This is a genomic window from Microbacterium maritypicum MF109, from assembly GCF_000455825.1.
Lineage (GTDB): Bacteria > Actinomycetota > Actinomycetes > Actinomycetales > Microbacteriaceae > Microbacterium > Microbacterium maritypicum_A.
In genome coordinates, this window is the sequence record NZ_ATAO01000146.1 from 1 (window position 1) to 22,013 (window position 22,013).

A 22,013-nucleotide genomic window follows, 5' to 3' on the forward strand; every position below is an offset into this window, starting at 1 on the left:
AGCACGGTGAGGTGTTCGTGACGGACGACGGCGCCGAGACCGATCTCGACATCGGACACTACGAGCGCTTCCTCGACATCAACCTGTCCGAGGCCGCCAACGTCACCACGGGTCAGATCTACTCGCAGGTGATCGCGCGAGAGCGCCGCGGCGAGTACCTCGGAGACACGGTCCAGGTGATCCCGCACATCACCGACGAGATCAAGCGCCGCATGCGCCTGCAGGCCTCGGAAGACCCGCGCCCCGACGTGATCATCACCGAGGTGGGCGGCACTGTCGGCGACATCGAGTCGCAGCCGTTCCTCGAGTCCGCGCGCCAGCTTCGTCACGAGCTCGGACGCGACAGCGTGTTCTTCGTGCACGTATCGCTCGTCCCGTTCATGGGCGCGTCGGGGGAGCAGAAGACCAAGCCGACGCAGCACTCCGTCGCGGCGCTCCGCCAGGTCGGCATCCAGCCCGATGCCCTGGTGCTCCGCAGCGACCGTCCGGTCAGCGCGAGCAACCGCAACAAGATCGCTCTCATGTGCGACGTCGACGTCGAAGGCGTCATCAACACCGTCGACCTGCCGAGCATCTACGACATCCCCTCGACGCTGAACGAGCAGGGGCTCGACTCGTACATCGTGCGACGGCTGGGCCTGGACCAGAAGGCGGACGACGTCGACTGGACCCGCTGGAACAAGGTGCTGCACGCGGTGCACAACCCCAAGCACGAGGTGACGATCGGTCTGGTCGGCAAGTACATCGACCTGCCCGACGCGTACCTCTCGGTGACCGAGGCGCTCAAGGCCGGCGGTTTCGCGCAGGAGACCAAGGTCAACATCCGCTGGATCCCCTCCGATCTCTGCGAGACGCCGGAAGGCGCGCAGGAGCAGCTGGCACAGCTCGACGGCATCTGCGTGCCCGGCGGCTTCGGCATCCGTGGCATCGAGGGCAAGCTCGGCGCGCTGAAGTTCGCGCGCGAGCAGGGCATCCCGACGCTCGGCCTGTGTCTCGGTCTGCAGTGCATGGTCATCGAGTACGCGCGTGACGTCGCCGGCATCGTCGGGGCCTCGTCCAGCGAGTTCGACCCGGAGACCGCAGAACCGGTCATCGCGACGATGGCCGAGCAGGTCGACATCCTCGACGGTGGCGACCTCGGCGGCACCATGCGCCTCGGTCTGTACCAGGCAGCCCTGGCGGAAGGCTCGCTCGCCCGCGAGCTCTACGGCGCCCCTGAGGCCTCCGAGCGTCACCGCCACCGCTACGAGGTGAACAACGCCTACCGTGACCGTCTCTCCGAGGCGGGGCTGGTGTTCTCCGGACTCAACCCGGAGCTCGACCTCGTCGAGTACGTCGAGCTGCCCCGCGACGTGCACCCGTACTACATCGCCACCCAGGCGCACCCGGAACTGCGTTCGCGTCCGACCGCCCCGCACCCGCTGTTCCGCGGGCTGGTGGGCGCGGCGATCGATCGGCACCGCGCAAGCGAGCTGTTCGACGTCAGCGCGGACGACTGAATCGAGCAATCGAGCGATGATGACGGAGTCGACGGAGAGCCTCCGGGACGAGACCTTCGAGCCGGAGGTTCTCGAGAGCGACCTCGTCTACCGCGGCAGGGTCTGGGACGTGCGCTCTGACCGCGTGCGCTATGGCGACGGTGAGATCGTGCGGCAGTACGTCGCCCACACCGGCGCGGTGGCGATCGTCGCCCTCGACGAACAGGGGCGGGTGCTGCTGATCCAGCAGTACCGCCACCCGATCCGCCATCGTGATTGGGAGCTCCCGGCCGGACTGCTCGATGTGGAAGGCGAAGAGCCTCTCGAGGCCGCCCGGCGTGAGCTCGCCGAGGAGGCCGACCTGGTCGCCGTTCACTGGGAGCCACTGGTCTCCTCGTGGACGACGCCCGGTGGGAACGACGAGATCATCCACGTGTTCCTCGCGACCGGCGTCCAACCGTCCGGTGCGGCGCACGATCGCGAGGACGAGGAAGCGGATATCCGGGTGGAATGGGTGTCTCTGGCCGATGCGGTCTCTGCGGTCATGGAGGGTCGGATGCGCAATGGGATCCTCGCGATCGGCGTGCTGGCGGCCTCGCAGAGGTTGCACGACCGGGGCTGAGGATGCAGCTCGAGCGCGCCCTCGACGCCTACCTGCGTCATGTCACGATCGAGCGTGGTCTGAGCGCGCACACGATCGCGGCCTACCGGCGCGACCTCGAGGGATACCGGGAGTGGTTGGTCGCCGAGGGGATCGACGACACCGGCGAGGTGACGCCGGCGACGATCGACCGATTCATCGCGGAACGGGCCTCCGCGGAGCCGCCACCCGCGTCGACGAGCCTCGCACGCTTGCAGTCGTCGGTGCGGGGATGGCACCGCTTCCTCGCACGAGAGGGCATAGAGGCCGACGACCCGAGTGGCCGGCTCCGCCCGCCGAAGGCGCCGCGACGGCTGCCCAAAGCCCTCACGATCGAACAGGTCGAGCGTCTGCTCGCCGCGCCGTCTCCCGAGGCGCCGCTCGGCATCCGTGATCGCGCTCTGCTCGAGCTTCTCTATGCGACCGGTGCGCGCGTGTCCGAGGCGATCGACCTCGATGTGGACGACCTGGCGCACGGCGATGTGCTGCGGCTGCGGGGGAAGGGATCCAAGGAACGCATCGTGCCGCTGGGTTCCTACGCGCGCGCCGCCGTGGACACGTATCTGACCCGTGTGCGCCCCGCCCTCGCCGCCAAGGGTCGCGCCTCGGCCCGGCTCTTCCTCGGGGCACGAGGCGCCCCGCTCTCCCGCCAGAGCGCGTGGCTCGTCATCCGCGCGGCAGCCGAGAGCGCCCAGATCACCGTGGACGTATCGCCGCACACGCTGCGGCACTCGTTCGCGACGCATCTCCTGCAAGGGGGTGCTGACGTGCGTGTCGTGCAGGAACTGCTCGGCCACTCCTCGGTCGCGACGACGCAGATCTACACGCACGTCTCGGTCGACGCCCTTCGCGACATCTACGCGACGTCGCACCCGCGCGCCCGGTGACCTCGCGGCGCCGGCCTGGCGTCTGCCGCGTGCCGAGGCAGCTGAGCGGGGGCCCGGCCGGTACAATCGACCAAGCACGACGGAGCAGGAGAACGGGTGGCTGAGAAAGTGGCGAAGTCCAGGGCGAAGGCGCAGAAGGCCGACGAGACCCCCATGGGACCCACCGGCCGCCCCTATCACGGGTTCCCGATCCCGGAGCCGCTGAAGTCGCACGGCCCGGCGCGCATCATCGCGCTGTGCAACCAGAAGGGCGGCGTCGGCAAGACGACGACCTCGATCAACCTCGCCGCTTCCCTCGCGGAGTACGGCCGGAAGGTCCTCGCCGTCGACTTCGACCCGCAGGGTGCCCTGTCGGCCGGCCTCGGCATCCCGACGCACGATGTGCCGACGATCTACGACCTGCTGCTGGACACCAAGCGCGACGCGCACGATGCGATCGTGCACTCGAGCGTCGAGGGTCTCGACGTCATGCCGGCCAACATCGACCTCTCTGCCGCAGAGGTCCACCTCGTCAACGAGGTCGCGCGCGAGACGATCCTCGCACGTGTCCTGCGCCAGGTGGCGGGGGAGTACGACGTCATCCTCATCGACTGCCAGCCGTCCCTCGGCATCCTCACCGTGAACGCGCTGACCGCGGCGCACGGCGTGATCATCCCGCTCGAGTGCGAGTTCTTCGCCCTGCGCGGTGTGGCGCTGCTGATCGAGACGATCGACAAGGTCCGCGACCGGCTGAACCCGTCGATCACGATGGACGGCCTGTTGGCGACGATGTACGACCCGCGCACGCTGCACTCCCGAGAAGTTCTGGAGCGGGTCGTCGAGGCATTCGGCGACGATGTGCTGGAGACCGTGATCGGCCGCACCGTGAAGTTCCCCGACGCGTCGGTCTCGGGCGTGCCCATCACCGAGTTCGCCCCCGAGCATGCCGCCGCTCAGGCGTACCTGCGGCTGGCGCGGGAGCTGGTCGCCCGTGGCGCCGTCGCCTAGCGAGGGGCCTGTCGACGCAACGCTCGAGGAGAGCGCGGGCGATGCCGCGGCCACAGACACGGCAGGCTTCCGGGTGTCCCTGTCGAACTTCGACGGCCCCTTCGACCTGCTGCTGAATCTCATCTCGAAACATGAGATGGACATCACCGAGGTGTCGTTGAGCGCGGTCACGAACGAATTCATCGCGTATCTGGGGGAACTCGACGACGATGAGGACCTCGACCAGGCCTCCGAGTTCCTGGTCGTGGCCGCGACCCTGCTCGACATGAAGGTGGCGGGACTCCTGCCGCAGGGCGAGCTGGTGGATGCCGAGGCGGTGGCCCTTCTCGAGGCGCGTGACCTGCTGTTCGCCCGCCTGCTGCAGTACCGGGCCTTCAAGGAGGTCTCGACGTGGTTCGCCCGCTGCCTGCAGCGGGAGGATCGCCGACACGTCCGTGCCGTTCCCCTCGAGGAGAAGCACCGGCGGCAGACTCCGGAGCTCGTCTGGTCACTGAGCGCCGACGACTTCGCCGCGCTCGCGCTGCTGGCGTTCGCACCCAAGGAGATCCCGCACGTCGGGCTCGACCATCTGCACGCACCGCTGGTCAGCATCCGCGAGCAGGCGGCGATCGTCGTGACACTGCTGCGTGGGACCGAGTCGGTGAGCTTCCGTGAGCTCGTCGCGGGCGTCACGGAGCCGGGCATCGTCGTCGCGCGCTTCATCTCGGTGCTGGAGCTCTATAGGCACGCGGCGCTGTCCTTCGAACAATTGGAACCGCTCGGCGAGCTGACGCTCCGCTGGGCCGCCGACTCCTGGTCGGACGAGACGCTGGCGACCCTGGGAGCCGATTATGACCGATGACGTGACGGAGACCGACGCTGTGATGGAGACCGACGACGCGGAGGGGTCCGACCCCACGGTGTCGGAGGATCAGACCTCGGACCCTGCCGGGACGGCACCCGAGATTCCCCTCGCCGAGCGGGTCGAAGCGATCCTCTTCATCGTGGATGAGCCGATCGGCCTCGTCGCGTTGGCTGCCGCCGTCGGGTCGCCGGTGCCAGCGGTACGTCAGACGCTCGAGATGCTCGTCGAGGACTACGACGGGCGGGGCACGGGACCACGGCGCGGCTTCGAGCTGCGCGAGGTGGGCGGCGGGTGGCGACTGTACGTCCGCGAAGATCTCGATGCCATGGTGGCCGAGTTCGTCGGAGGGCAGGCCCCGGCGCGACTGTCGCAGGCCGCGCTCGAGACATTGGCGGTCATCGCCTACAAGCAGCCGGTGACGCGCAGCCAGGTCGCGTCCATCCGCGCGGTGAACGTCGATTCCGTCGTGCGCACGCTGCTCGCCCGCGGGCTGATCACGGAGCTGTTCGCGGATTCCGAGACCGGCGCGATCAACTACGGCACGTCCGACGCGCTTCTGCAGCACCTGGGCATCAACTCGCTCGACGAGCTGCCCCCGATCTCCCCGCTGCTCGATGACGGTGCAGACGGCTTCGACGAAGGGACCATCCGATGACAGGCTTCGACGCCTCGACAGACTCCGAGGCCGCGCCCGAGGGCGTGCGCTTGCAGAAGGTGCTCGCCGCGGCAGGCGTGGCCTCCCGCCGCGTGGTGGAGCAGTACATCGCCGAGGGCCGCATCCGCGTCAACGGCATCGTCGTGTCCGAGCAGGGGCGACGGATCGACCCCGAGCGCGACCTCGTCGACGTGGACGGTACCGCGATCCAGCTCGACGTCTCCAAGCGCTACGTCATGCTCAACAAGCCGACCGGCGTGGTGAGCAGCATGAAGGACGAGAGCGGCCGCCCCGACCTGCGTCGCTTCACCGAGAAGTACGAGGAGCGCCTCTACAACGTCGGCCGCCTCGATGCCGAGACGAGCGGTCTGCTGATCCTCACGAACGACGGCGCGCTCGCCCACGTGCTGGCCCACCCGTCTTTCGGCGTGACGAAGGTGTACATCGCGAAGGTCGAGGGCACAGTGCTGCCGCAGACGATCTCGAAGCTGACGAAGGGCATCGAGCTGGAGGACGGACCGATCGCCGCCGACAAGGCACGGCTGTTGGACACCTCCCGCGAGGAGAGCCTGGTCGAGCTGACGCTGCACTCCGGTCGCAACCGCATCGTGCGACGCATGCTCGCGGCGGTGGGCCACCCCGTCACCGAACTGGTCCGCCGGCAGTTCGGTCCGCTCCACCTGGGAACCCTCCCGGCCGGGAAGACGCGGGAACTGAGTAAAATCGAACTCGGCGCGCTTTTGACCCTGTCGCGCCGTGATTCCGGTGTCGCCGAGGCGCCAGGCGAGCAGGAGAACGAATGACCGATACGACGAGTGCGCCCACGGGGCGGAGAGCGGGCGTCGTCGCGCCGCGCCTCTCCGGTACCGTCCGCATCGTCGGCGCCGGACTCCTCGGCGCGAGCATCGGCCACGCCCTCCGCGCGAAGGGGGTAGATGTCGTCCTGACCGATGCCTCGCCCGCCCAACTGCGTCTCGCCGTCGACTACGGCGCCGGAAGGATCTCGAACGAGGACGATCAGCCTTCCCTGGTCGTTGTCGCGGTGCCGCCGGATGTCACTGCCGACGTGATCCAGGCCGAACTCGAACGGTTCCCAGAGGCCGTCGTCACCGACGTCGCGAGCGTGAAGCTCGAGCCTTTCCGTGCACTCCAGGCGCGCGGTGTCGACCTCACCCGCTACATCGGCTCTCACCCGCTCGCCGGTCGTGAGCGCGGGGGCGCGATCTCAGCGCGTGCCGACCTCTTCATCGGGCGCCCCTGGGTGGTGTGCCGTGATGAGGAGACGAGAGCCTCCGACCTCGCCCTCGTCGAGGCCCTCGCGCTCGACGTCGGAGCGACGCCTCTCGAGATGACTCCGGAGGAGCACGATCGTTCGGTCGCGCTGACCTCGCACGTGCCCCAGGTGGTCGCGAGCCTGCTCGCCGGTCGCCTCGCCGAAGCGGAAGAGGGGGCGCTCCGCCTTGCAGGCCAGGGCGTCCGCGACACCACACGCATCGCGGCATCCGCCCCCGAGCTCTGGGTGCAGATCCTCGGGGCGAACGCGGCACCCGTGGTCGAGATCCTCGATGCGCTGGCCTCCGACCTCGGCGAGATCTCCGATGCCCTGCGTGAGCCGAGCGCTCCGGGCGCCCGCCGCATCGTCGCCGAGACCATCCGGCAAGGAAACGACGGCGTCGAACGGCTCCCCGGCAAGCACGGACAGAATCAGCGTTTCGAAACCCTCGTCGTGATGGTCGACGACACCGCGGGTCAGCTCGGCCGCCTGTTCGGAGAGCTCGGCGAGCTCGGTGTGAACGTCGAGGACCTCCGCCTCGAGCATTCGCCCGGCGCGCAGTTCGGCCTCGCCGAGATCAGCGTCGATCCCGCGGCGCTGCATGGCGCGATCACCGGGCTGCAGGAACGTGGATGGCGCATCGCTGGGAGCACGAATGACTGATATCTCGACCTCTGCTGCGGACGCTTCGGTGACCGACGCGCACAAGTTCATCGCGATCGACGGGCCGGCCGGATCGGGCAAGTCCAGCGTTTCGAAGGCCGTCGCCCGCGCACTCGGTTTCGGCTACCTCGACACCGGCTCCGCCTACCGCGCACTCGCCTGGCATGTGCTCGATCGGGGCGCCGACACCGAAGACCCTGAGGCCGTGCGCGCTGCGGCGGCAGACTTCCCTCTGACGCTGGGGCTCGACCCCGACGAGCGGACGGTGCTCGTCGGCGACGTCGAGGTCACCGAGGCCATCCGAGACCCGAGGGTCTCCGGCGCGGTGAGCGGCGTGGCACGCGTGCCCGAGGTTCGCGCGCAGGTCAACGAGCTGTTCCGCCGTCTGGTGTCGGAGTCGTCGTACCCCGCCGTCGTGGTGGAGGGCCGTGACATCACGACCGTGGTCGCCCCCGACGCTCCGGTGCGGATCCTTCTCACCGCAGCTCCCGAGGTACGGGCTGCACGACGTGCCGGTGAACTCGCCGGCGAGAACGCGGCTGCTGTCGCCGCGGCGCTACACAAGCGTGACGCCTCAGACAGCGCCGTCGTCGACTTCCTGAACGCCGCAGAAGGCGTCGAGGTCGTCGATTCGACGGAACTCGATTTCCCCCAGACCATCGACGCCGTCCTCACGGTGATCGAACGAATCCAAGGAGCACACCGTGGCTGACGACGAATACGAAGGCGGCCCCGACCAGCTCGCCGAGAAGATGGACCAGCTCGACGAGCATCTCGCCGAGCAGCGCGCGGAGACGCTGCGCGCCGGCCTCTCCGACTACGAGCTGGACGATGAGGACGCGGAACTCCTCGCGGGCATCACGCTCGGCGAAGACGGCATCCACTACAGCCCGGCTCTTCCCGTGGTGGCGATCGTCGGACGACCGAACGTGGGCAAGTCCGCGTTGGTCAACCGCATCCTCGGCCGCCGCGAAGCCGTGGTCGAGGACACCCCCGGTGTCACCCGTGACCGCGTGACGTACAAGGCCGAGTGGGCCGACCGTCGCTTCTCGCTCGTCGACACCGGCGGGTGGGAGCCCGACGCGCGCGGCATCGACCGTTCGGTCGCGATGCAGGCCGAGGTCGCGATCGACCTCGCCGACATGGTGCTGTTCGTCGTCGACGCGATGGTGGGGGCGACGTCGACCGACGAGCACGTCGTGAAGCTGCTGCGCAAGAGCGGCAAGCCGGTGTTCCTCGTCGCCAACAAGATCGATGACGCCCGCCAGGAGCCGGAGACCGCAGCGCTGTGGAGCCTGGGCCTCGGCGAGCCCTGGCCCGTGTCGGCGATCCACGGACGCGGCGTCGCCGATCTGCTGGATGCCGTGCTCAAGAAGCTTCCCGAGGTCTCGGCCGTCGCGAAGCAGGAGATCGGCGGACCGCGCCGCGTGGCCATCCTCGGTCGTCCGAACGTGGGCAAGTCGTCACTGCTGAACAAGGCGGCAGGCGAGGAGCGCGTGGTCGTCAACGATCTGGCCGGCACCACCCGTGACCCGGTGGACGAGGTCGTGGAACTCGGCGGGAAGATGTGGCGTCTGGTCGACACCGCCGGTATTCGTCGTCGCGTGCACATGGCGCAGGGGGCCGACTTCTACGCCTCGCTGCGCACTTCGGCCGCGCTGGAGAAGGCCGAGGTCGCCGTCGTCGTGCTCGACGTCTCGGAGTCGATCAGTGAGCAGGACGTACGCATCATCGATCTCGTGCTGGAGTCGGGCCGCGCGCTCGTGCTCGCCTTCAACAAGTGGGACCGTCTGAACGACGACGATCTCGAGAACGCCGACCGCCGTCGCTACCTCGAGCGTGAGATCGAGCAGGATCTGGCGCACGTCGCCTGGGCCCCGCGGGTGAACATCTCGGCGAAGACCGGGCGTCACCTCGACAAGCTCGTGCCCGCGCTGGAGACGGCCCTGGAGAACTGGGACCGTCGTATTCCGACGGGCAAGTTCAACGCGTTCCTCGCAGAACTCGTGGCGGAGCACCCGCACCCGCTGCGCGGTGGCAAGCAGCCGCGCATCCTGTTCGGCACCCAGGCGTCGACGCGCCCGCCGACGTTCGTGCTGTTCACGACCGGTTTCCTCGACCCCGGGTACCGCCGGTTCATCCAGCGGCGTCTGCGCGAGCTCTACTCGTTCGAGGGCACGCCGATCGTGATCAACATGCGCGTGCGCGAGAAGCGTCAGCGCTGATCTGTTCCGGCGCATGTCGCGCCGTGGTGCTGTGACCCCGATGCTGTGAAAGGCTGAAGGGGTGACTGTCGTACCTCCTGCTTTCGGTGAACCGCGTCGCCCCGAGGGGCCGCGGAACCCCGGCGATGCCTGGGTGATCGCGGAGTCGGGGGAGAAGTACTGGGGGCGCTTCGGTGCTGCCGGGCTTCTCGCCTATGACCCCGCACGTGGCATCCTGCTGCAGCATCGTGTCGCGTGGAGTCACTTCGGTGGAACCTGGGGCTTGCCGGGCGGCGCACTCCACGAGGGGGAGAGCGCGATCGCGGGAGCGATCCGTGAGGCCCAGGAAGAGGCGGGCGTGCCGGACGGTGCCGTGCGCGCCCGGTTCACGAGCGTTCTCGATCTGGGTATCTGGTCGTACACGACCGTCGTCGCCGATGTCGGTGAGCCTTTCGAGCCGGTGATCAGCGACCCCGAGAGCGTCGCGCTCGAGTGGGTGCCGGTCGATCAGGTGTCGTCACGACCGTTGCACCCCGGTTTCGGTTCGTCGTGGCCGGCGCTGCTCGAATTGCTCGACGTGCGGCCGGCGATCGTGGTGGATGCCGCGAATGTCGTCGGCTCGGTCCCTGATGGGTGGTGGAAAGACCGTGCGGGCGCCGCAGCTCGTCTTCGTGCGCGTCTGGAGGGACTGGCGGTCCCCGCGCACGCGCTGGAACTCGCAGGCGATGAGTGGTTCCCCGACGTGTCGATGGTGGTCGAGGGGCAGGCGCGAGGTATCGAAGACCAGGCCGGCACGGTCTCGGTGATCCGCGCGGAAGCCGCGGGTGATGACGCGATCGTCGCCGAAGTCGAGCGCCGTGTCGCGATGCAGCAGCTGGTCGTGACCGTCACGAGCGATAGGGGCCTCCGTGATCGCGCCGAGAGCGCCGGAGCCGCGCACATCCGTTCGGCCGGGTGGTTGCTCGATCTCTTCGCGGCCAACGGCTGACTTTCGCCCCAAGTCCCGCGCGCCCAAGCCCCGCGCGCCCTGGTCCTGGGCGCTGGGGTCCCGACGTCGTGATTCAGACGAACATCACGCGTCGGGGCGGCGGGTCGGCATAGTCGCGGCCCAGCGGGCTGTGCCACGTGATGCTGCCGTCCTTCTCCTGCTGAGCGGTCCAGCGATACGGATCGGGAATGTCCGGATGCTTGAGCGTGTGGTGGCCCCGGCAGAAGTGGCCGAGGTTGTCGAGCCTGGTCTTCCCTCCCTTCGCATGATCGTGGTTGTGGTCGATCTCGCTGCGGTGCGCCGGCATGCGGCACCCCGGGAAGCGGCAGTGTCGGTCACGCGCGCGCAGGAACCGTCGCATCCCCTCGGTCGGCGTATAGGTGTCTGTCTCGACCACCATGCCTGTTGGGTCGAGGAACAGACGGGTCCAGCCGGTGTTGCGCCCCGCCAGCTCCCGGACGATGTCGGGGCTCAGGGGGCCGAGTCCGTCGAGCTCGGCAGCGCGGTCGTCGACGCCGGCGAGTGTGGTCGCCGCGACGGTCACCTGAATGCGGGCCTGGATGCCGTCGAGGGCGTCGCCGTGTGCGGTGCTCGGATCTGCGGTCAGGAGCAGATCCGAGAACAGGTCCGTCTCGGTCTGCTTCCACGTTCGGGTGTCGGCCGGGAAGTGCGTCAGTTCGGGATCTGTCGCGAACGTGTCACCATCAGCACCGTGGATCACGCCACCATCGACGAAGTCGACCGATGGGTCGTCGAGGGGAGGCTCATCGGGGTGGTCTACCTCCTCGTCGAACCACCAGGGCTGGGGCAGGATCTCGCGGGTGTCTCGGGCCCGCACGACTTCGCGCGTCATCCGGTTGAGTCGGTCGGAGATCGCGGTGGCGATCCACTCGGGGAGCACCGCGGTGAGAAGTGCCAGGCCGTCGTCGAGTGCTCTCACCGTCACACATCGTTCTTCTGCAGCGCGGCGGTGCCTCTCCACGAGCGTCTCGCCGACGAGGGCAGCCGCGACCTGGCGTACATGGGCGCGTGTGCGTGCGGCCGTGTCGCGTTCGGCGACGACGAGCGCCGCGGCTTCGAAGAGTTCCATGACCGCGGGATCGGCCTTCCTGTTGCGGATCGCTTCGGCGACGACCGCGCAGGCCCTGGAGATCTCTCGCACATGTCCGACGCTGATCATGCCGTCGGCGAATGCGGCACGGACGGCCGGGAGATGGGTGTGAAGGGCGTGGGCATCGGCGAAGGCGAACTCCATCGAGCCTTTCGACACGTGTCCGGCAGCGGAGAACTCCGCGATCATCGAGCGATGGATCGCCTCGCGATGAAAAGGGCTCGCGGAGACATCGGCGTCGAGGATGGCGATCTGCTCCGTCAGCAGGTCTGCGGCCTCGGCTTCGAGTGCGGCGATCCGACGTCTCGTGTCGACCCACGCGTCCAAGACGCGCCGTCGTTGCTCGAGATCGAGGTCGAGATCAGTCGAGAGTGGCATACCTCCAGATTAGAACAAAGCTTCGAATATCGTAAGGTGTGATGGCGGTGCATGCCGGGATATCAGTGAAAGCTCTCGTCGTTCCGCCCGCGCAGTTTGTCGATGTCGCGACGTTCTCGCTTGGTGGGGCGTCCGGCCCCGCGGTCGCGGAGTCCCAGCGCTGCCTGGGGCTCGCGCTCGGGAGTGCGATCCTCGTAGGCGAGCGCGGCCACCGGAGCCCCCACGCGCTTGACCAGCAGCTGACGGACGATGAGGATCCGATCGAATCCCGCAATGCGTATGCGCAGCTCATCTCCGATGCGAACCTGCTGCGCGGCCTTCACCTTGTCTCCGTTCACCCGTACATGCCCCGCTCGGCATGCGGTCGTCGCGGCCGACCGCGTCTTGTAGACGCGGATGGCCCAGAGCCAGCTGTCGACACGGGCGGCATCCATCAAGTGCTCCTCTTCCGCAGCGTCACGAGGGCGCCGGCAACGATCAGGCCTTGGCCGATCGTATAGGTGAGCATGACTGCAGGGCTGCTCCAGGACGGCAGCGAATCGGGGAGGAACAGGCGGAAGGCGAGGATGGTGTCGCTGGCGAGGAAGAAGGCCCCGCCGACCGCGATGAGGGGGTGACAGCGCGCTGAGAATGCCGCGGTTCCGCCGAGCACGAGCCCGTAGGCGGCGACGGCGATGAGCAGGTCGCCCGTGTGCGGACCCAGGGCCGTGATCATCCCCACCCACCAGGCGGCGTACACCAGCGCCCACCAGGGCATGCGCCGGACGGACAGGTGGCGCGCGAACAGCACGATGTATGCCACGTGGGCGATGCCGAAGAAGGTCAGCATCAGAGGCAGCTCCGGGCCCTGGGGGAAGAAGGTGCCGGCACCGTCGCCGAGCCAGGAGAACGACAATGCCGCGACGAGGAGGACGAGCGTGATCCGCGGGGAGAGGCGTCGCGCGGAGACCAGCACCGGAACGGCCAGCAACGGCATCAGCAGCAGCTTCGTGGGCGCAGCGAGCGGGTTGTCGATGGTCAGGAGGATGACGTGCAGGAGGGACATCACCGCGAACGGGAGAAAGGCCCACATGAGAGCGTGGCGCGGGGCGCGACGTTGCATCCCGCCATCGTAGGGTTCGCCCTGACCGGGGGCGACGGGCATCGCCGTCCCCCGCGTCGGCCCCGGCGTCATCCCGCTGTTCACGATTCGACGGCGACCTGCGTGACGCTGTCGTCGACACTGAGGTGCACGGCCGGCCAGTAGCCTTCGGGGAAGTGCTCTCCGCAGTTGTCGGTGAGGTGCAGTATGACGGTGCCGTCGGAGGCCGCCTCGATCGCCTCGATCGTGAGGTCGGAGGCGGCTTCGTCGAGCTCGCGGGGTTCAGGGGCACCCGTGCTGAAATTCGCGACGACCGCGTCGGTGGCGATCCGGTGCACGATGTCCAGTCGCTTCACCGCGTCGCGCATGCGGGGAAGGAGCGGTGCGACCTCGTCGGAGCTCGTGCCCTCCAGCATGAGCTCGACCTCGGTGCCCTCGACGGAGGTGGTGCCGACGAACCAATCGTGCGTCAGTACCGTGCCGTCGGTGAGTTCCGAACGGGCACGGGCGAACCTGCCGAGCTCGGGATCGTCGATGGTCGCGTTCTCGTCGGTCATGCCTTTCACGCTAGTGGCTTCTGGGCGATCGTCATCATGGGGTCAGATCGAGGGTGACCAGCGCGCGACCAGGTTTGAGCTCGGTCTTCTCCGTGAAGCCGGCGGAGAGGAACGTGCCCAGGGTGCCGTGGAACAGGTCGTTGGTGCGCTTCCTCTCGCCCCCGGTGTCCACGGGATACCCCTCGATCAGGCGGGCCCCGGAGCCGCGGGCATAATCCACCGCCGCGCGCAGGAGTTCGAGGTTGAGCCCGGCACCGCGGTGTTCTCGGCGCACCACGAAGCACGTCACGGCCCACACTGATTCGTCGTCGAACGGCTCGGTGCTGGCCGCCGCGATGATGCGGGTGCGGGGAACACGCGCCTGGCGGGTGCGGGGACCGATGCGGATCCAACCTGCGGCCTCGCCGCCGACGTAGGCGATGATTCCCGGCGGCGGGCCGTCGTCGATCTCGGCGCGGAACATCTCGATGCGTTGCGGAGTCGTTGTCGTGTTCCAGTCCTTGTTGCTGAGCACCGGCCAGATGCACTGACAGCTTGCTCCATCCCCGCCTCCGGTGAGCGCGTGCTGCACGTCATCCCAACGAGCGGTCGTCGCCACCTCGGTCGTGATCGTCACCATGCCGTGACGCTACGCCGGGCATCCGACACTCGCAACGCCTCGGTTCGCGGAGGGGGTGGAGATACGGCTAAGATAGGGGAGTTGCCTGCGCGAGAGCGCAGAACAACGGGCTGTGGCGCAGCTTGGTAGCGCACTTGACTGGGGGTCAAGGGGTCGCAGGTTCAAATCCTGTCAGCCCGACCGAGAAAGGCCCGGAAACTCGCAAGAGTCTCCGGGCCTTCTGCATGTCTGGCGCCGCCGCGCACGCCGACTGTCCCCGGTCCACCGGTCCGCTTCGCTGTGCGACGAGCTGATGCTCTTGCCGAGCACGAGAGGTCACGGGCCGGTGCGCAGAAGACTGTGCAGAAGAGCGTGCAGAAGAGCGTGCAGAAGAACGTGGTCTCACCCTCTCTGGACGAGCAGATGCTTCGTCGACGAGGGTTCCCTCACCGTTCCCGACATTGCTCGTCGAGCAGGTCAGCGCGCGGACGTCGCTGCCCCGTCTCCGTCGTTCGTGACCGCGGCGCGCAGCTCCGTCAGGAGTTCGAGCTGCATCCGGTTGATCGACATGAGGTCCTCGATCTCCTTCTTCGCGGCGAGGTTCGTGTCGTAGTCGTGCTGTGCGAGGGCGGCGGCGATGGCATCCTGCCTCTTCGCGGCGATCAGAAGGATCGCTCCCTGGAGCCCGGCGAGCATGCTCAGAAAGAGGTTGAGCAGGATGAACGGGTAGGGATCCCACATGAGGGCCGTGCTGTTGACGATCGCCCAGGCGATCATGAAGAGCACGAACACCCCGATGAACGGCCATGATCCCATCCCGTTCCGAAGCCGATCAGCCGCGCGCTGACCTGCCGTGAGATGTTCGGCCTGAGCAGTGTGCCAGTTGATGAGAGGTCGCGTCATCGGCCAATGGTACGTCGCCGCACGGTCGGCCCTTCGGATGCACGAGCGCTCACCGGAAATCGAGCACGTCGTCGCCCCATGCCGCGCGTAGAGGAGCATCGAGGTCGGCGACGAGAGTGTCCTGCCGCTCGATCACGAGGGTCTGACGGCGGCCGGCCGCATCCGATGCAGAATACGGCGCCCAGGTCGGCGCATCCTTCGCGGTCGCCGCATCCGGTGTGCGTCCGTGCGCGAACGCCGCCCAGCGTTCCTGCATCCGCACCGAGATCTCCTGCGCGGCTCGGCGGCCGCCGAGCCGGAACGTCGGGTCCTTGGGGCCGCTCGACAGGTTGCCCCACAGGTACGGCAGCTCGGTCGCGTGCGTCGCACCGAGACCGATCAGACGGAGAAAGGGCGCCGCATGGTCGAAGCGATACAGCCACACATCCGCCACGGTGCTGTGACCCTCCGCTATCCACAGCGTCGGCAGACGGAATCCGATGTCGCGGGCGATCCCGAGCCCCACGGCGCCATGCCGCACGTTCTCGTAGGCGGTCCGGACCTGAGCGGCGGAGGGAAGGGAGATCGTCGGATTGTCCTCGGCCATGTCGGTGAACATCTGTCGGATGCGGTCGTCGGTGATCGGGATGAGAGGCGACTTCATGAACTTGAAGAGCGACGCCTCGTCCTTGTTCGTCCCGATCAGGAGCGGAACCCGGAGCCCGCGTCCTTCGCGCAGCGCGGTCACCGGCGCCTCCGGAAGAACATCGCCGTCGATGACGGGCGCGAACGCGAGGGTCCCCGGTGCGTCGTCCGGCACGGCCGCGTACACCTCCATGCTCGCCGCCACGATGTCATCGACGGATGCCGCGCGCAGAGCCCCCGCGACCGCCGCAGCATCCGTCGAATCGATGCCCAGCTCATGCACGAACCGCGCGGCGACGTCACGCGCCCGTTCGGTCCCGTACATGCTCGAGGCGGGGGAGGACTGCGCGATCGCGCGGGCGAACAGACCTTCGGCCGAAGGCGTCGCCAGCAGAGTCGTCACCAGCCCTCCTCCCGCGGACTCCCCGAACACCGTGACCCTGCCCGCGTCGCCCCCGAACGCCGAGATGTTCTCCTGCACCCAGCGCAACGCGAGCAGCGCGTCCTTCAGGGCCAGGTTGCGATCGAAACCCTCATCGGGCAGGAGTCCGGCGAGATCCAGAAAACCGAATGCGCCGAGTCGGTAGTTGACCGTCACGACCACGACCTCGCCGCGCGTGACGAGCGATGTCGCATCGAACAGCGGTTGGCTCGATGAGCCGAACGTGTAGGCGCCACCGTGCAGCCATACCATGACGGGGAAGGCGCTCCCGGGTCGCTCCGACGGTGCCCACACGTTCAGCACGAGGCAGTCCTCGTCCATCACCGCGTCGTCGCCCAGCGGTACGGCGGGGTTGATCTGCTGCGGGCACACGTTGCCGTAGACGGTGGCGTCGATCTCCTCCTCGACGCTCGGCGCCGCGACGGGATCACGCCAACGCAGCAGACCGACCGGCGCCTGGGCATAGCGGATTCCGCGCCATGAGCGCGCACCGTCGGCATCCGTGCCGCGGAACGTCCCGGCCGGTGCCGTGACGGTGACGACGCGCGTCTCGTCGTCGGGGGGAGAGTTGTCTGACATGCGTGCGGCTCCTGACATGGTCGTGTTTCAGGACAGGTGACGGATGACCTGGGCGGCCTCGTTCGCGGCGAGAACCGCGAACAGCACCGTCATGATCATCGCGTTGTGCGCGATCATCTCGGACTTGACCCGTTCGAGTGCTTTCGTGACGACCGCCGATCTGCTCGTGGCGACGGCGGCCGTGACGAGCAGCGGCAGAGTGCCGGCGACGACCAGCCCGATGCAGAGCCCTCCCGCTGCGAGCAGAGGGAGATGCGCCTCGCCGATCAGTGCACCGCCCTTCAGCGCGAGCGGGATGTTCTTCGTGTTGGTGACCGCCATGATCGAGCCGAGCGCGGCCGCCTTCGCCGGGGTGACGGCATCGAGGGCCGCGAGCCAGGCCGGCGTCTGGGGTGGCTGGCCATGGCGGGGGCGAGACGACCAACTCGCGACGGCGAGCGCGGCGAAGCCGAGTGCGAGCACGATGGCGAGGAAGAACGAGACTGTCTTCGCGGTGGCGGAGGGAGACCCCGAGGCGGAACCGGCGGAGGTGAGCGCGCCGACCATGACGAACGCGAGGGAGATCGCGATGAACACTGCGGCGTAGACGGGCGCCGCCGTCCGGCCGCGGGGAGCGAGGATGATCGCGATGATCGCCACGAGGGGCAGCGGCGAGATGAGCATGCCCACAGCCAGCGGGAGGAGGTCATGCAGTTGGTTCACGTCTCGTCCGATCGTCTTCGTGTGCCCTTCGGTGGGGCGCAGACGACGCTACGGCGGGGTCGGGTGCTCTCCGTCGCGATGTTCGGTTGACACGACAGCCGCGCGCAGCGGAAGCGCGAACGCGGCTTCCAGGGCGACACCGCCGGGGATGCGGACAAGATGGGCGCCGAGCTCCTGCATCCGTGAGGATGCGCGCAGACGTGTGCCGCGTGCGGCGATCCCGGGCGACGAGACACGGACGCGAAGCCGAGGTCCGGCGCCGGTCGTCACTCGACGGATCGACACCTCCGCTCGTCGCTCACTCGCGTGTTTCGCGGCGTTCAGGAGCCCCTCGGCGACGATGTCGTAGCAGTCTCGCACCACCCAGGGGATCGAGGACAGAACATCGCGTGCCTCGTCGTCGACGTCGACGCGGAGCTCGATGACGTGCGCCCATGTCTCGAAGAGTGCGGTGAGGGAAGTGTGGGCACGGGGATCGTCGGCCGTGGCGAAAGCCTCGGGAAGTCGGCTCACGACCGTCGCGAGTTCAGCCCGCAGCCGCCGGATATCGTCCGGATCGGGTGTGGGGTGTGCGAGCGCGAACAGAATGCAGGCTCCCTGCGCGTCCGCGTGCAGGAGGTCGGCGGCGGCTCTGAGGCCGTCGCGAGTGGGGCGGGTGCCGGCACGTGCGAGCTGCTGGGCGTCGGCGACGGCGCTCGACAGTCGGTGCTGTTCGCTGCGGAGACGGTGCAGCGCGCCGGCGCATGTTCCGGCGGCGAACGCGAACCCGATGTACGCGATGGCGGAGACGGCGGCGAGCAACGGAGCCACCCCCTGCGCGGCCGCGAGTGCTGCGAGCGCGATGCCGACGACGCAGGAGAGGATCATGAAGAGCAAGGACGCGTGGTAGGGCACCCGAGCGATCGCGCGGCGTCGAGGCAGGAAGTCGACGAGCGCACCTCCCGCGGCGAGGGCGGCGATCCCGATGAGCAGTTCGAGTGGCGTCTGCGTGCGGGTCGCATAGGGGAGGAGGCACACCGCGTAGATGAGGGTGACCAGACCCGGCGGCGGGAGGCGGAACGGGACGTACCGAGGCGAGGGGGAAGACCTCGGGTCCGCGCGATCACCGAAGCCGTCGCGGGCTCGACGCGGATTCCCGGCCTCCTTCTTCTCGGCGAGCTCGGCGAGACGGTGACTCCACTCGCGGATCCATTCGTGTCCGAGCCTTCGGACGCCGGTGGGTGTCGGTTCCATCTCGATGATCGCCGCATCGAGGGTCGACTGCGCTCGGTCGAGAAGGTTCCGCGCATCGGTCGCCAGCGCGTGCGCATCGTCCTGTGCCCGGGCGAGCTCCTGGGCCACGGACCGCAGCAGGGCGTTCGTCCGTCGCAGTGACCGGAGCGAGGATTCCAGCACGGCGATGATGCTCAGCACGATCATCCAGACGACGATGTTCGTCGCGATCCGGTACGGAAGCTGACCCGAAGGTGGTGCGGGAAGGCCGGCGAGGTGGAGCCAGCCGTCTTGCGTCACCGGACGCATCGCCGCGCAGACGACGATCCCGGCGGTCACGACGGCTGCTCGCTCTCGCCGGGATCGGCCGCGACGTTCCCATGCGGCGATGCCCGTGAGCGCCGCGGCGAAGCAGAGCCAGGTCGCGACCATGGCGGGAAGCGCGGTCAGAGTGTCGATGCCGACACCCGTGGGCGCCATGACGGTGAGGGACAGGGGGAGGGAGGCGGCGATCGACCAGACGGTGAGGAATCGGCCGCCGCCGAAGGCGCGGACAGCCGCACGGCGGAGTTTCCTCATCGGGCGGGACCGAACGCGGCGAGGTAGAGTCCCGCCGCAGCGACACGAGCGTTGACGGTCGGGTCGCGTGTCACCTCGAGTCTTCCGAACAACCGGCTGATGGATCGTTCGACTGCGCGCACCGTGCCACCGGTCTCGACGGCGATGCGCTCGTTCGACCATCCGCGTGCGATCATCGCGAGGATCTCCAGTTGATGCCTGGTGAGTGAGCCGAGGGGGTCGCCTGTTTCGGCCGAGGGCGGCAGAGGTGTCGGATGCGTCGACAGAGCACGTTCCAGCGCGGAGAGCAGAGCCGCAGGGGAATCGAGGTCCTGTTTCGCGACGAACACGGCCTGCTCGATCCCCATCGCCGTGGCACCGGCGGCGGCACGGGGGTAGCTGCTGAGGAACACGACCGCGATGTGCGGTGCGAGTTCGACCAGCATCGCGGCGAGCTCCGCCCCGGAGGGGCGCGAGCCCAGATCGATGTCGGTCAGCAGCGCGTCCGGGTCGAATTCGGTGAAGAGGCGTGTCGCCTCGGCGGCATCGGCGGCTGACGCGGTCTGGAAGCCGTGGCGCTCGAGCAGATCGCACACCAGCATGCGGAGGGCACCCTGATCCTCGACGACGAGCACCCGTCGTCTCCACTCCGCGCCCACGTTGTCACATTAGTGGAGCGCAGCGGTGTCGGAACGTCGGGGCAGGAGGGGAATCGGCCTTCTCGGGTGTCGGGACTGCGCACGGGAATCCGCGGCCACGGATGTCGGCACTGGTGCGAAGGCGAGCCGGGCGAGGATGATGTCGTGCATCGGTCTCGGAGGATGGGCTCGCCCCGCCGCGAGGAATGACGGGATGAAGGAAAGGTGTACCGGAGTGATGACGAACCTCACCATCGGAACGACGCTCGAGGACCCGGGGGCTCCGGTCGACCTCGACGCCCGGCGCTTCAACAGGCATACCTTCTGGGTCGGACAGAGCGGCAGCGGGAAGACGTATGCGCTCGGTGTCGTGCTGGAACAGCTGCTCCTGCACACCGAGCTGCCGATGATCGTCCTCGATCCGAACAGCGACTTCACGCGCTTGCGGGAGACGCGGGCCTCCGCAGGAGCATCCGAGACCGACCGCATGGCAGAACTCGACATCCGCGTGTTCCGCTCCGGCGCGGGTGAGGGCGAGCGCCTGCACGTGCGTTACGTCGATCTGGTGCCGGCATCGAAGGCAGCCGTTCTGCAGATGGACCCGATCGCGGATGCGGAAGAGTACAACGCTCTGCTCCATGAGGAACGAGATGCGCACGTCTTCGACGGTCGCGATATGCTCCCCGGTCTGCGAGCCTCGGGTGACCCCGCCCGGGTGCGGCTCGCGAACCGCATGGAGAACCTGCAGGTGCTGGAGTGGGCGCTCTGGTCACGCGGCGCGGGATCGGTCATCGACGTGATCGAAGAACGCCCACGAGCCACGGTCCTCGACCTGGGCGGCTTCGAGCACCCTGCCGAGCCGAAGGTCGCGGCCCTCGCCGTGCTCGAACATCTCTGGGCACACCGTGAGGAACGACGGCCCGTCCTGATCGTCATCGACGAAGCGCACAACCTCTGCTCGCCGAATCCCGAGACCGCCGTCGAACGAGCCCTCACCGAGCAGCTCGTGCAGATCGCGGCCGAGGGGCGCAAGTTCGGGCTCTGGTTGCTGCTCTCCACACAGCGTCCGACGAAGATCCACCCCAACGTGCTCTCGCAGTGCGACAACCTCGCGCTGATGCGGGTCAACGCGCCCCGCGACCTCGCCGAGCTCGCCGACGTCTTCGGCTTCGCCTCCGAGGATGCCATCCGCCGTTCCGCTGATTTCGTCCAGGGGCAGGCGCTGTTCGCCGGCGGCTTCATCTCGGCGCCGACCTTCGTGCAGATGGGGGAGCGGATCACCGAGGAGGCGGGCGGCGATGTGAAGGTCCCCCTGCGCGTCGAGGGATGATGGGAGCTCGATGGTAGCGATGGCACGACGGATCAGGAGCAGCACCGGGTATGGACAGGCGGAGAACGACTGCGGATGACGGGATCCTTCGCGTGCATCAGGCCCTGCGATCGGGATTCGGCACCGAGGCCGCGGTCTACGGCACGATTCTCGTCAGCGGCCTGGTGGCCGTGTCCTCGGCGCACGGGGAGACATCACTGGCGGTGCTGGTGACGGTCGCCGTCACGGTGCTGGTGTTCTGGGGTGCTCATGTGTATGCCGGCACCGTGGCCAGGGTCAGCGATCACGATGAACGCGAGCACGGTGAATCCGTCGGGGTTCGGGCGGCGTTCGCCGCGTCGGTGAAGCACTCCTTCGGCATGCTCAGCTCGGCGACCGTGCCGGCGGTCTTCCTGTTGGCCGGCACGACCCGCGTCATGCCCGACGGGCTCGCGAACGACCTCGCGCTCTGGTCTGGTGTCGTGATCCTCGCGTTCCTCGGCTATGTGGCCTTCCTCCGTCGGGGGAGCCCCCTGCTCACGCGCGTACTCGGCGCCCTGGGGACGGCGTCGTTCGGTCTTGTCTTCGTGGTGCTCAAGGCTCTCGTGCACTGAGACCGGTGAGCCGCGTCGGGCTTGCGGTTTCGGCATACGGGGCTACCCTGAACGCCAACGACCACGGCGGAACGAACGAGGGAGAATG

At 68.3% G+C, this 22,013-nt stretch carries 23 protein-coding genes and 1 tRNA gene; 14 read left to right on the forward strand and 10 right to left on the reverse strand.

Features of this window, described 5'->3' with window-relative positions; all coding sequences use genetic code 11:
- The 11 genes from L687_RS28815 to L687_RS28865 form a co-directional block, all read left to right on the forward strand.
- A partial coding sequence (locus tag L687_RS28815) for a CTP synthase (protein WP_021199271.1) occupies window positions 1-1,499 on the forward strand: 1,499 nt, incomplete at its 5' end.
- A gap of 16 nt (window positions 1,500-1,515) precedes the next feature.
- Window positions 1,516-2,100: an NUDIX domain-containing protein gene (locus L687_RS28820; RefSeq protein ID WP_021199272.1), complete on the forward strand. Its 585-nt coding sequence runs from the start codon at window positions 1,516-1,518 to the stop codon at window positions 2,098-2,100.
- A gap of 2 nt (window positions 2,101-2,102) precedes the next feature.
- On the forward strand, window positions 2,103-3,005 hold the full coding sequence (xerD, locus tag L687_RS28825) for a site-specific tyrosine recombinase XerD (protein ID WP_021199273.1): 903 nt from the start codon (window positions 2,103-2,105) through the stop codon (window positions 3,003-3,005).
- A gap of 153 nt (window positions 3,006-3,158) precedes the next feature.
- Window positions 3,159-3,992, forward strand: a complete 834-nt coding sequence (locus L687_RS28830; RefSeq protein ID WP_168441067.1) for a ParA family protein — start codon at window positions 3,159-3,161, stop codon at window positions 3,990-3,992.
- The gene (locus tag L687_RS28835) at window positions 3,976-4,833 is read left to right on the forward strand and encodes a segregation and condensation protein A (RefSeq protein WP_021199275.1); all 858 of its coding nucleotides are present in this window, start codon (window positions 3,976-3,978) and stop codon (window positions 4,831-4,833) included. Before L687_RS28830 ends, L687_RS28835 begins: the two co-directional genes overlap by 17 nt.
- Window positions 4,823-5,491, forward strand: coding sequence for an SMC-Scp complex subunit ScpB (scpB, locus tag L687_RS28840; RefSeq protein WP_021199276.1), 669 nt, complete (start codon window positions 4,823-4,825; stop codon window positions 5,489-5,491). Before L687_RS28835 ends, scpB begins: the two co-directional genes overlap by 11 nt.
- Window positions 5,488-6,294 (forward strand): pseudouridine synthase, encoded by an 807-nt coding sequence (locus L687_RS28845; protein WP_021199277.1) that lies wholly within the window; start codon window positions 5,488-5,490, stop codon window positions 6,292-6,294. Before scpB ends, L687_RS28845 begins: the two co-directional genes overlap by 4 nt.
- Window positions 6,291-7,427, forward strand: a complete 1,137-nt coding sequence (locus L687_RS28850) for a prephenate dehydrogenase (RefSeq protein ID WP_021199278.1) — start codon at window positions 6,291-6,293, stop codon at window positions 7,425-7,427. The genes L687_RS28845 and L687_RS28850 overlap by 4 nt, the downstream gene beginning before the upstream one ends.
- Entirely contained in the window at window positions 7,420-8,139 is a 720-nt protein-coding gene (gene cmk, locus L687_RS28855) for a (d)CMP kinase (RefSeq protein WP_021199279.1), read from the forward strand. The genes L687_RS28850 and cmk overlap by 8 nt, the downstream gene beginning before the upstream one ends.
- A 40-nt stretch (window positions 8,140-8,179) precedes the next feature.
- Window positions 8,180-9,652, forward strand: coding sequence for a ribosome biogenesis GTPase Der (gene der, locus L687_RS28860; RefSeq protein WP_208323601.1), 1,473 nt, complete (start codon window positions 8,180-8,182; stop codon window positions 9,650-9,652).
- A gap of 61 nt (window positions 9,653-9,713) precedes the next feature.
- Window positions 9,714-10,619 carry an NUDIX hydrolase gene (locus tag L687_RS28865; RefSeq protein WP_029258968.1) on the forward strand — a complete coding sequence of 302 codons (906 nt, stop codon included), beginning with the start codon at window positions 9,714-9,716 and terminating at the stop codon, window positions 10,617-10,619.
- Window positions 10,620-10,692: 73 nt separating this feature from the next.
- Here the strand turns inward: L687_RS28865 and L687_RS28870 are convergent, their stop codons facing one another.
- The 5 genes from L687_RS28870 to L687_RS28890 all read right to left on the reverse strand — a co-directional run bounded on the left by L687_RS28870 (window position 10,693) and on the right by L687_RS28890 (window position 14,365).
- Complete coding sequence (locus L687_RS28870; protein ID WP_021199282.1) at window positions 10,693-12,108, reverse strand: HNH endonuclease signature motif containing protein; 1,416 nt, start codon at window positions 12,106-12,108, stop codon at window positions 10,693-10,695.
- 62 nt (window positions 12,109-12,170) lie between these two features.
- Window positions 12,171-12,542: an RNA-binding S4 domain-containing protein gene (locus L687_RS28875; protein WP_021199283.1), complete on the reverse strand. Its 372-nt coding sequence runs from the start codon at window positions 12,540-12,542 to the stop codon at window positions 12,171-12,173.
- Window positions 12,542-13,210, reverse strand: a complete 669-nt coding sequence (locus L687_RS28880; RefSeq protein WP_031207059.1) for a lysoplasmalogenase — start codon at window positions 13,208-13,210, stop codon at window positions 12,542-12,544. The genes L687_RS28875 and L687_RS28880 overlap by 1 nt, the downstream gene beginning before the upstream one ends.
- A gap of 80 nt (window positions 13,211-13,290) precedes the next feature.
- Window positions 13,291-13,746, reverse strand: a complete 456-nt coding sequence (locus L687_RS28885) for a hypothetical protein (protein WP_021199285.1) — start codon at window positions 13,744-13,746, stop codon at window positions 13,291-13,293.
- 34 nt (window positions 13,747-13,780) lie between these two features.
- Window positions 13,781-14,365, reverse strand: a complete 585-nt coding sequence (locus tag L687_RS28890; RefSeq protein WP_021199286.1) for a GNAT family N-acetyltransferase — start codon at window positions 14,363-14,365, stop codon at window positions 13,781-13,783.
- A gap of 106 nt (window positions 14,366-14,471) precedes the next feature.
- On the opposite strand from L687_RS28890, the gene L687_RS28895 reads away from it, so the two are divergent.
- Window positions 14,472-14,545: transfer RNA gene (locus tag L687_RS28895), tRNA-Pro, on the forward strand.
- Between the two features lie 276 nt (window positions 14,546-14,821).
- On the opposite strand, the gene L687_RS28900 is transcribed toward L687_RS28895, so the two are convergent.
- The 5 genes from L687_RS28900 to L687_RS28920 are packed head-to-tail and all read right to left on the reverse strand — an operon-like array spanning window position 14,822 to window position 20,023.
- Entirely contained in the window at window positions 14,822-15,247 is a 426-nt protein-coding gene (locus L687_RS28900) for a DUF1003 domain-containing protein (protein WP_046398908.1), read from the reverse strand.
- 49 nt (window positions 15,248-15,296) lie between these two features.
- A complete protein-coding gene (locus L687_RS28905) occupies window positions 15,297-16,892 on the reverse strand; it encodes a carboxylesterase/lipase family protein (protein ID WP_021199288.1) in 1,596 nt (531 codons plus the stop codon).
- 27 nt (window positions 16,893-16,919) lie between these two features.
- Window positions 16,920-17,594, reverse strand: a complete 675-nt coding sequence (locus tag L687_RS28910) for a GAP family protein (protein ID WP_021199289.1) — start codon at window positions 17,592-17,594, stop codon at window positions 16,920-16,922.
- Window positions 17,595-17,642: 48 nt separating this feature from the next.
- On the reverse strand, window positions 17,643-19,385 hold the full coding sequence (locus L687_RS28915) for a hypothetical protein (protein ID WP_021199290.1): 1,743 nt from the start codon (window positions 19,383-19,385) through the stop codon (window positions 17,643-17,645).
- Window positions 19,382-20,023 (reverse strand): response regulator, encoded by a 642-nt coding sequence (locus L687_RS28920; RefSeq protein ID WP_031207062.1) that lies wholly within the window; start codon window positions 20,021-20,023, stop codon window positions 19,382-19,384. Before L687_RS28920 ends, L687_RS28915 begins: the two co-directional genes overlap by 4 nt.
- Before the next feature lie 217 nt (window positions 20,024-20,240).
- On the opposite strand from L687_RS28920, the gene L687_RS28925 reads away from it, so the two are divergent.
- Together L687_RS28925 and L687_RS28930 are read left to right on the forward strand one after the other, a co-directional pair.
- On the forward strand, window positions 20,241-21,332 hold the full coding sequence (locus L687_RS28925; RefSeq protein ID WP_021199292.1) for an ATP-binding protein: 1,092 nt from the start codon (window positions 20,241-20,243) through the stop codon (window positions 21,330-21,332).
- A gap of 50 nt (window positions 21,333-21,382) precedes the next feature.
- Complete coding sequence (locus L687_RS28930; RefSeq protein ID WP_021199293.1) at window positions 21,383-21,925, forward strand: hypothetical protein; 543 nt, start codon at window positions 21,383-21,385, stop codon at window positions 21,923-21,925.
- Window positions 21,926-22,013: the final 88 nt, after the last annotated feature.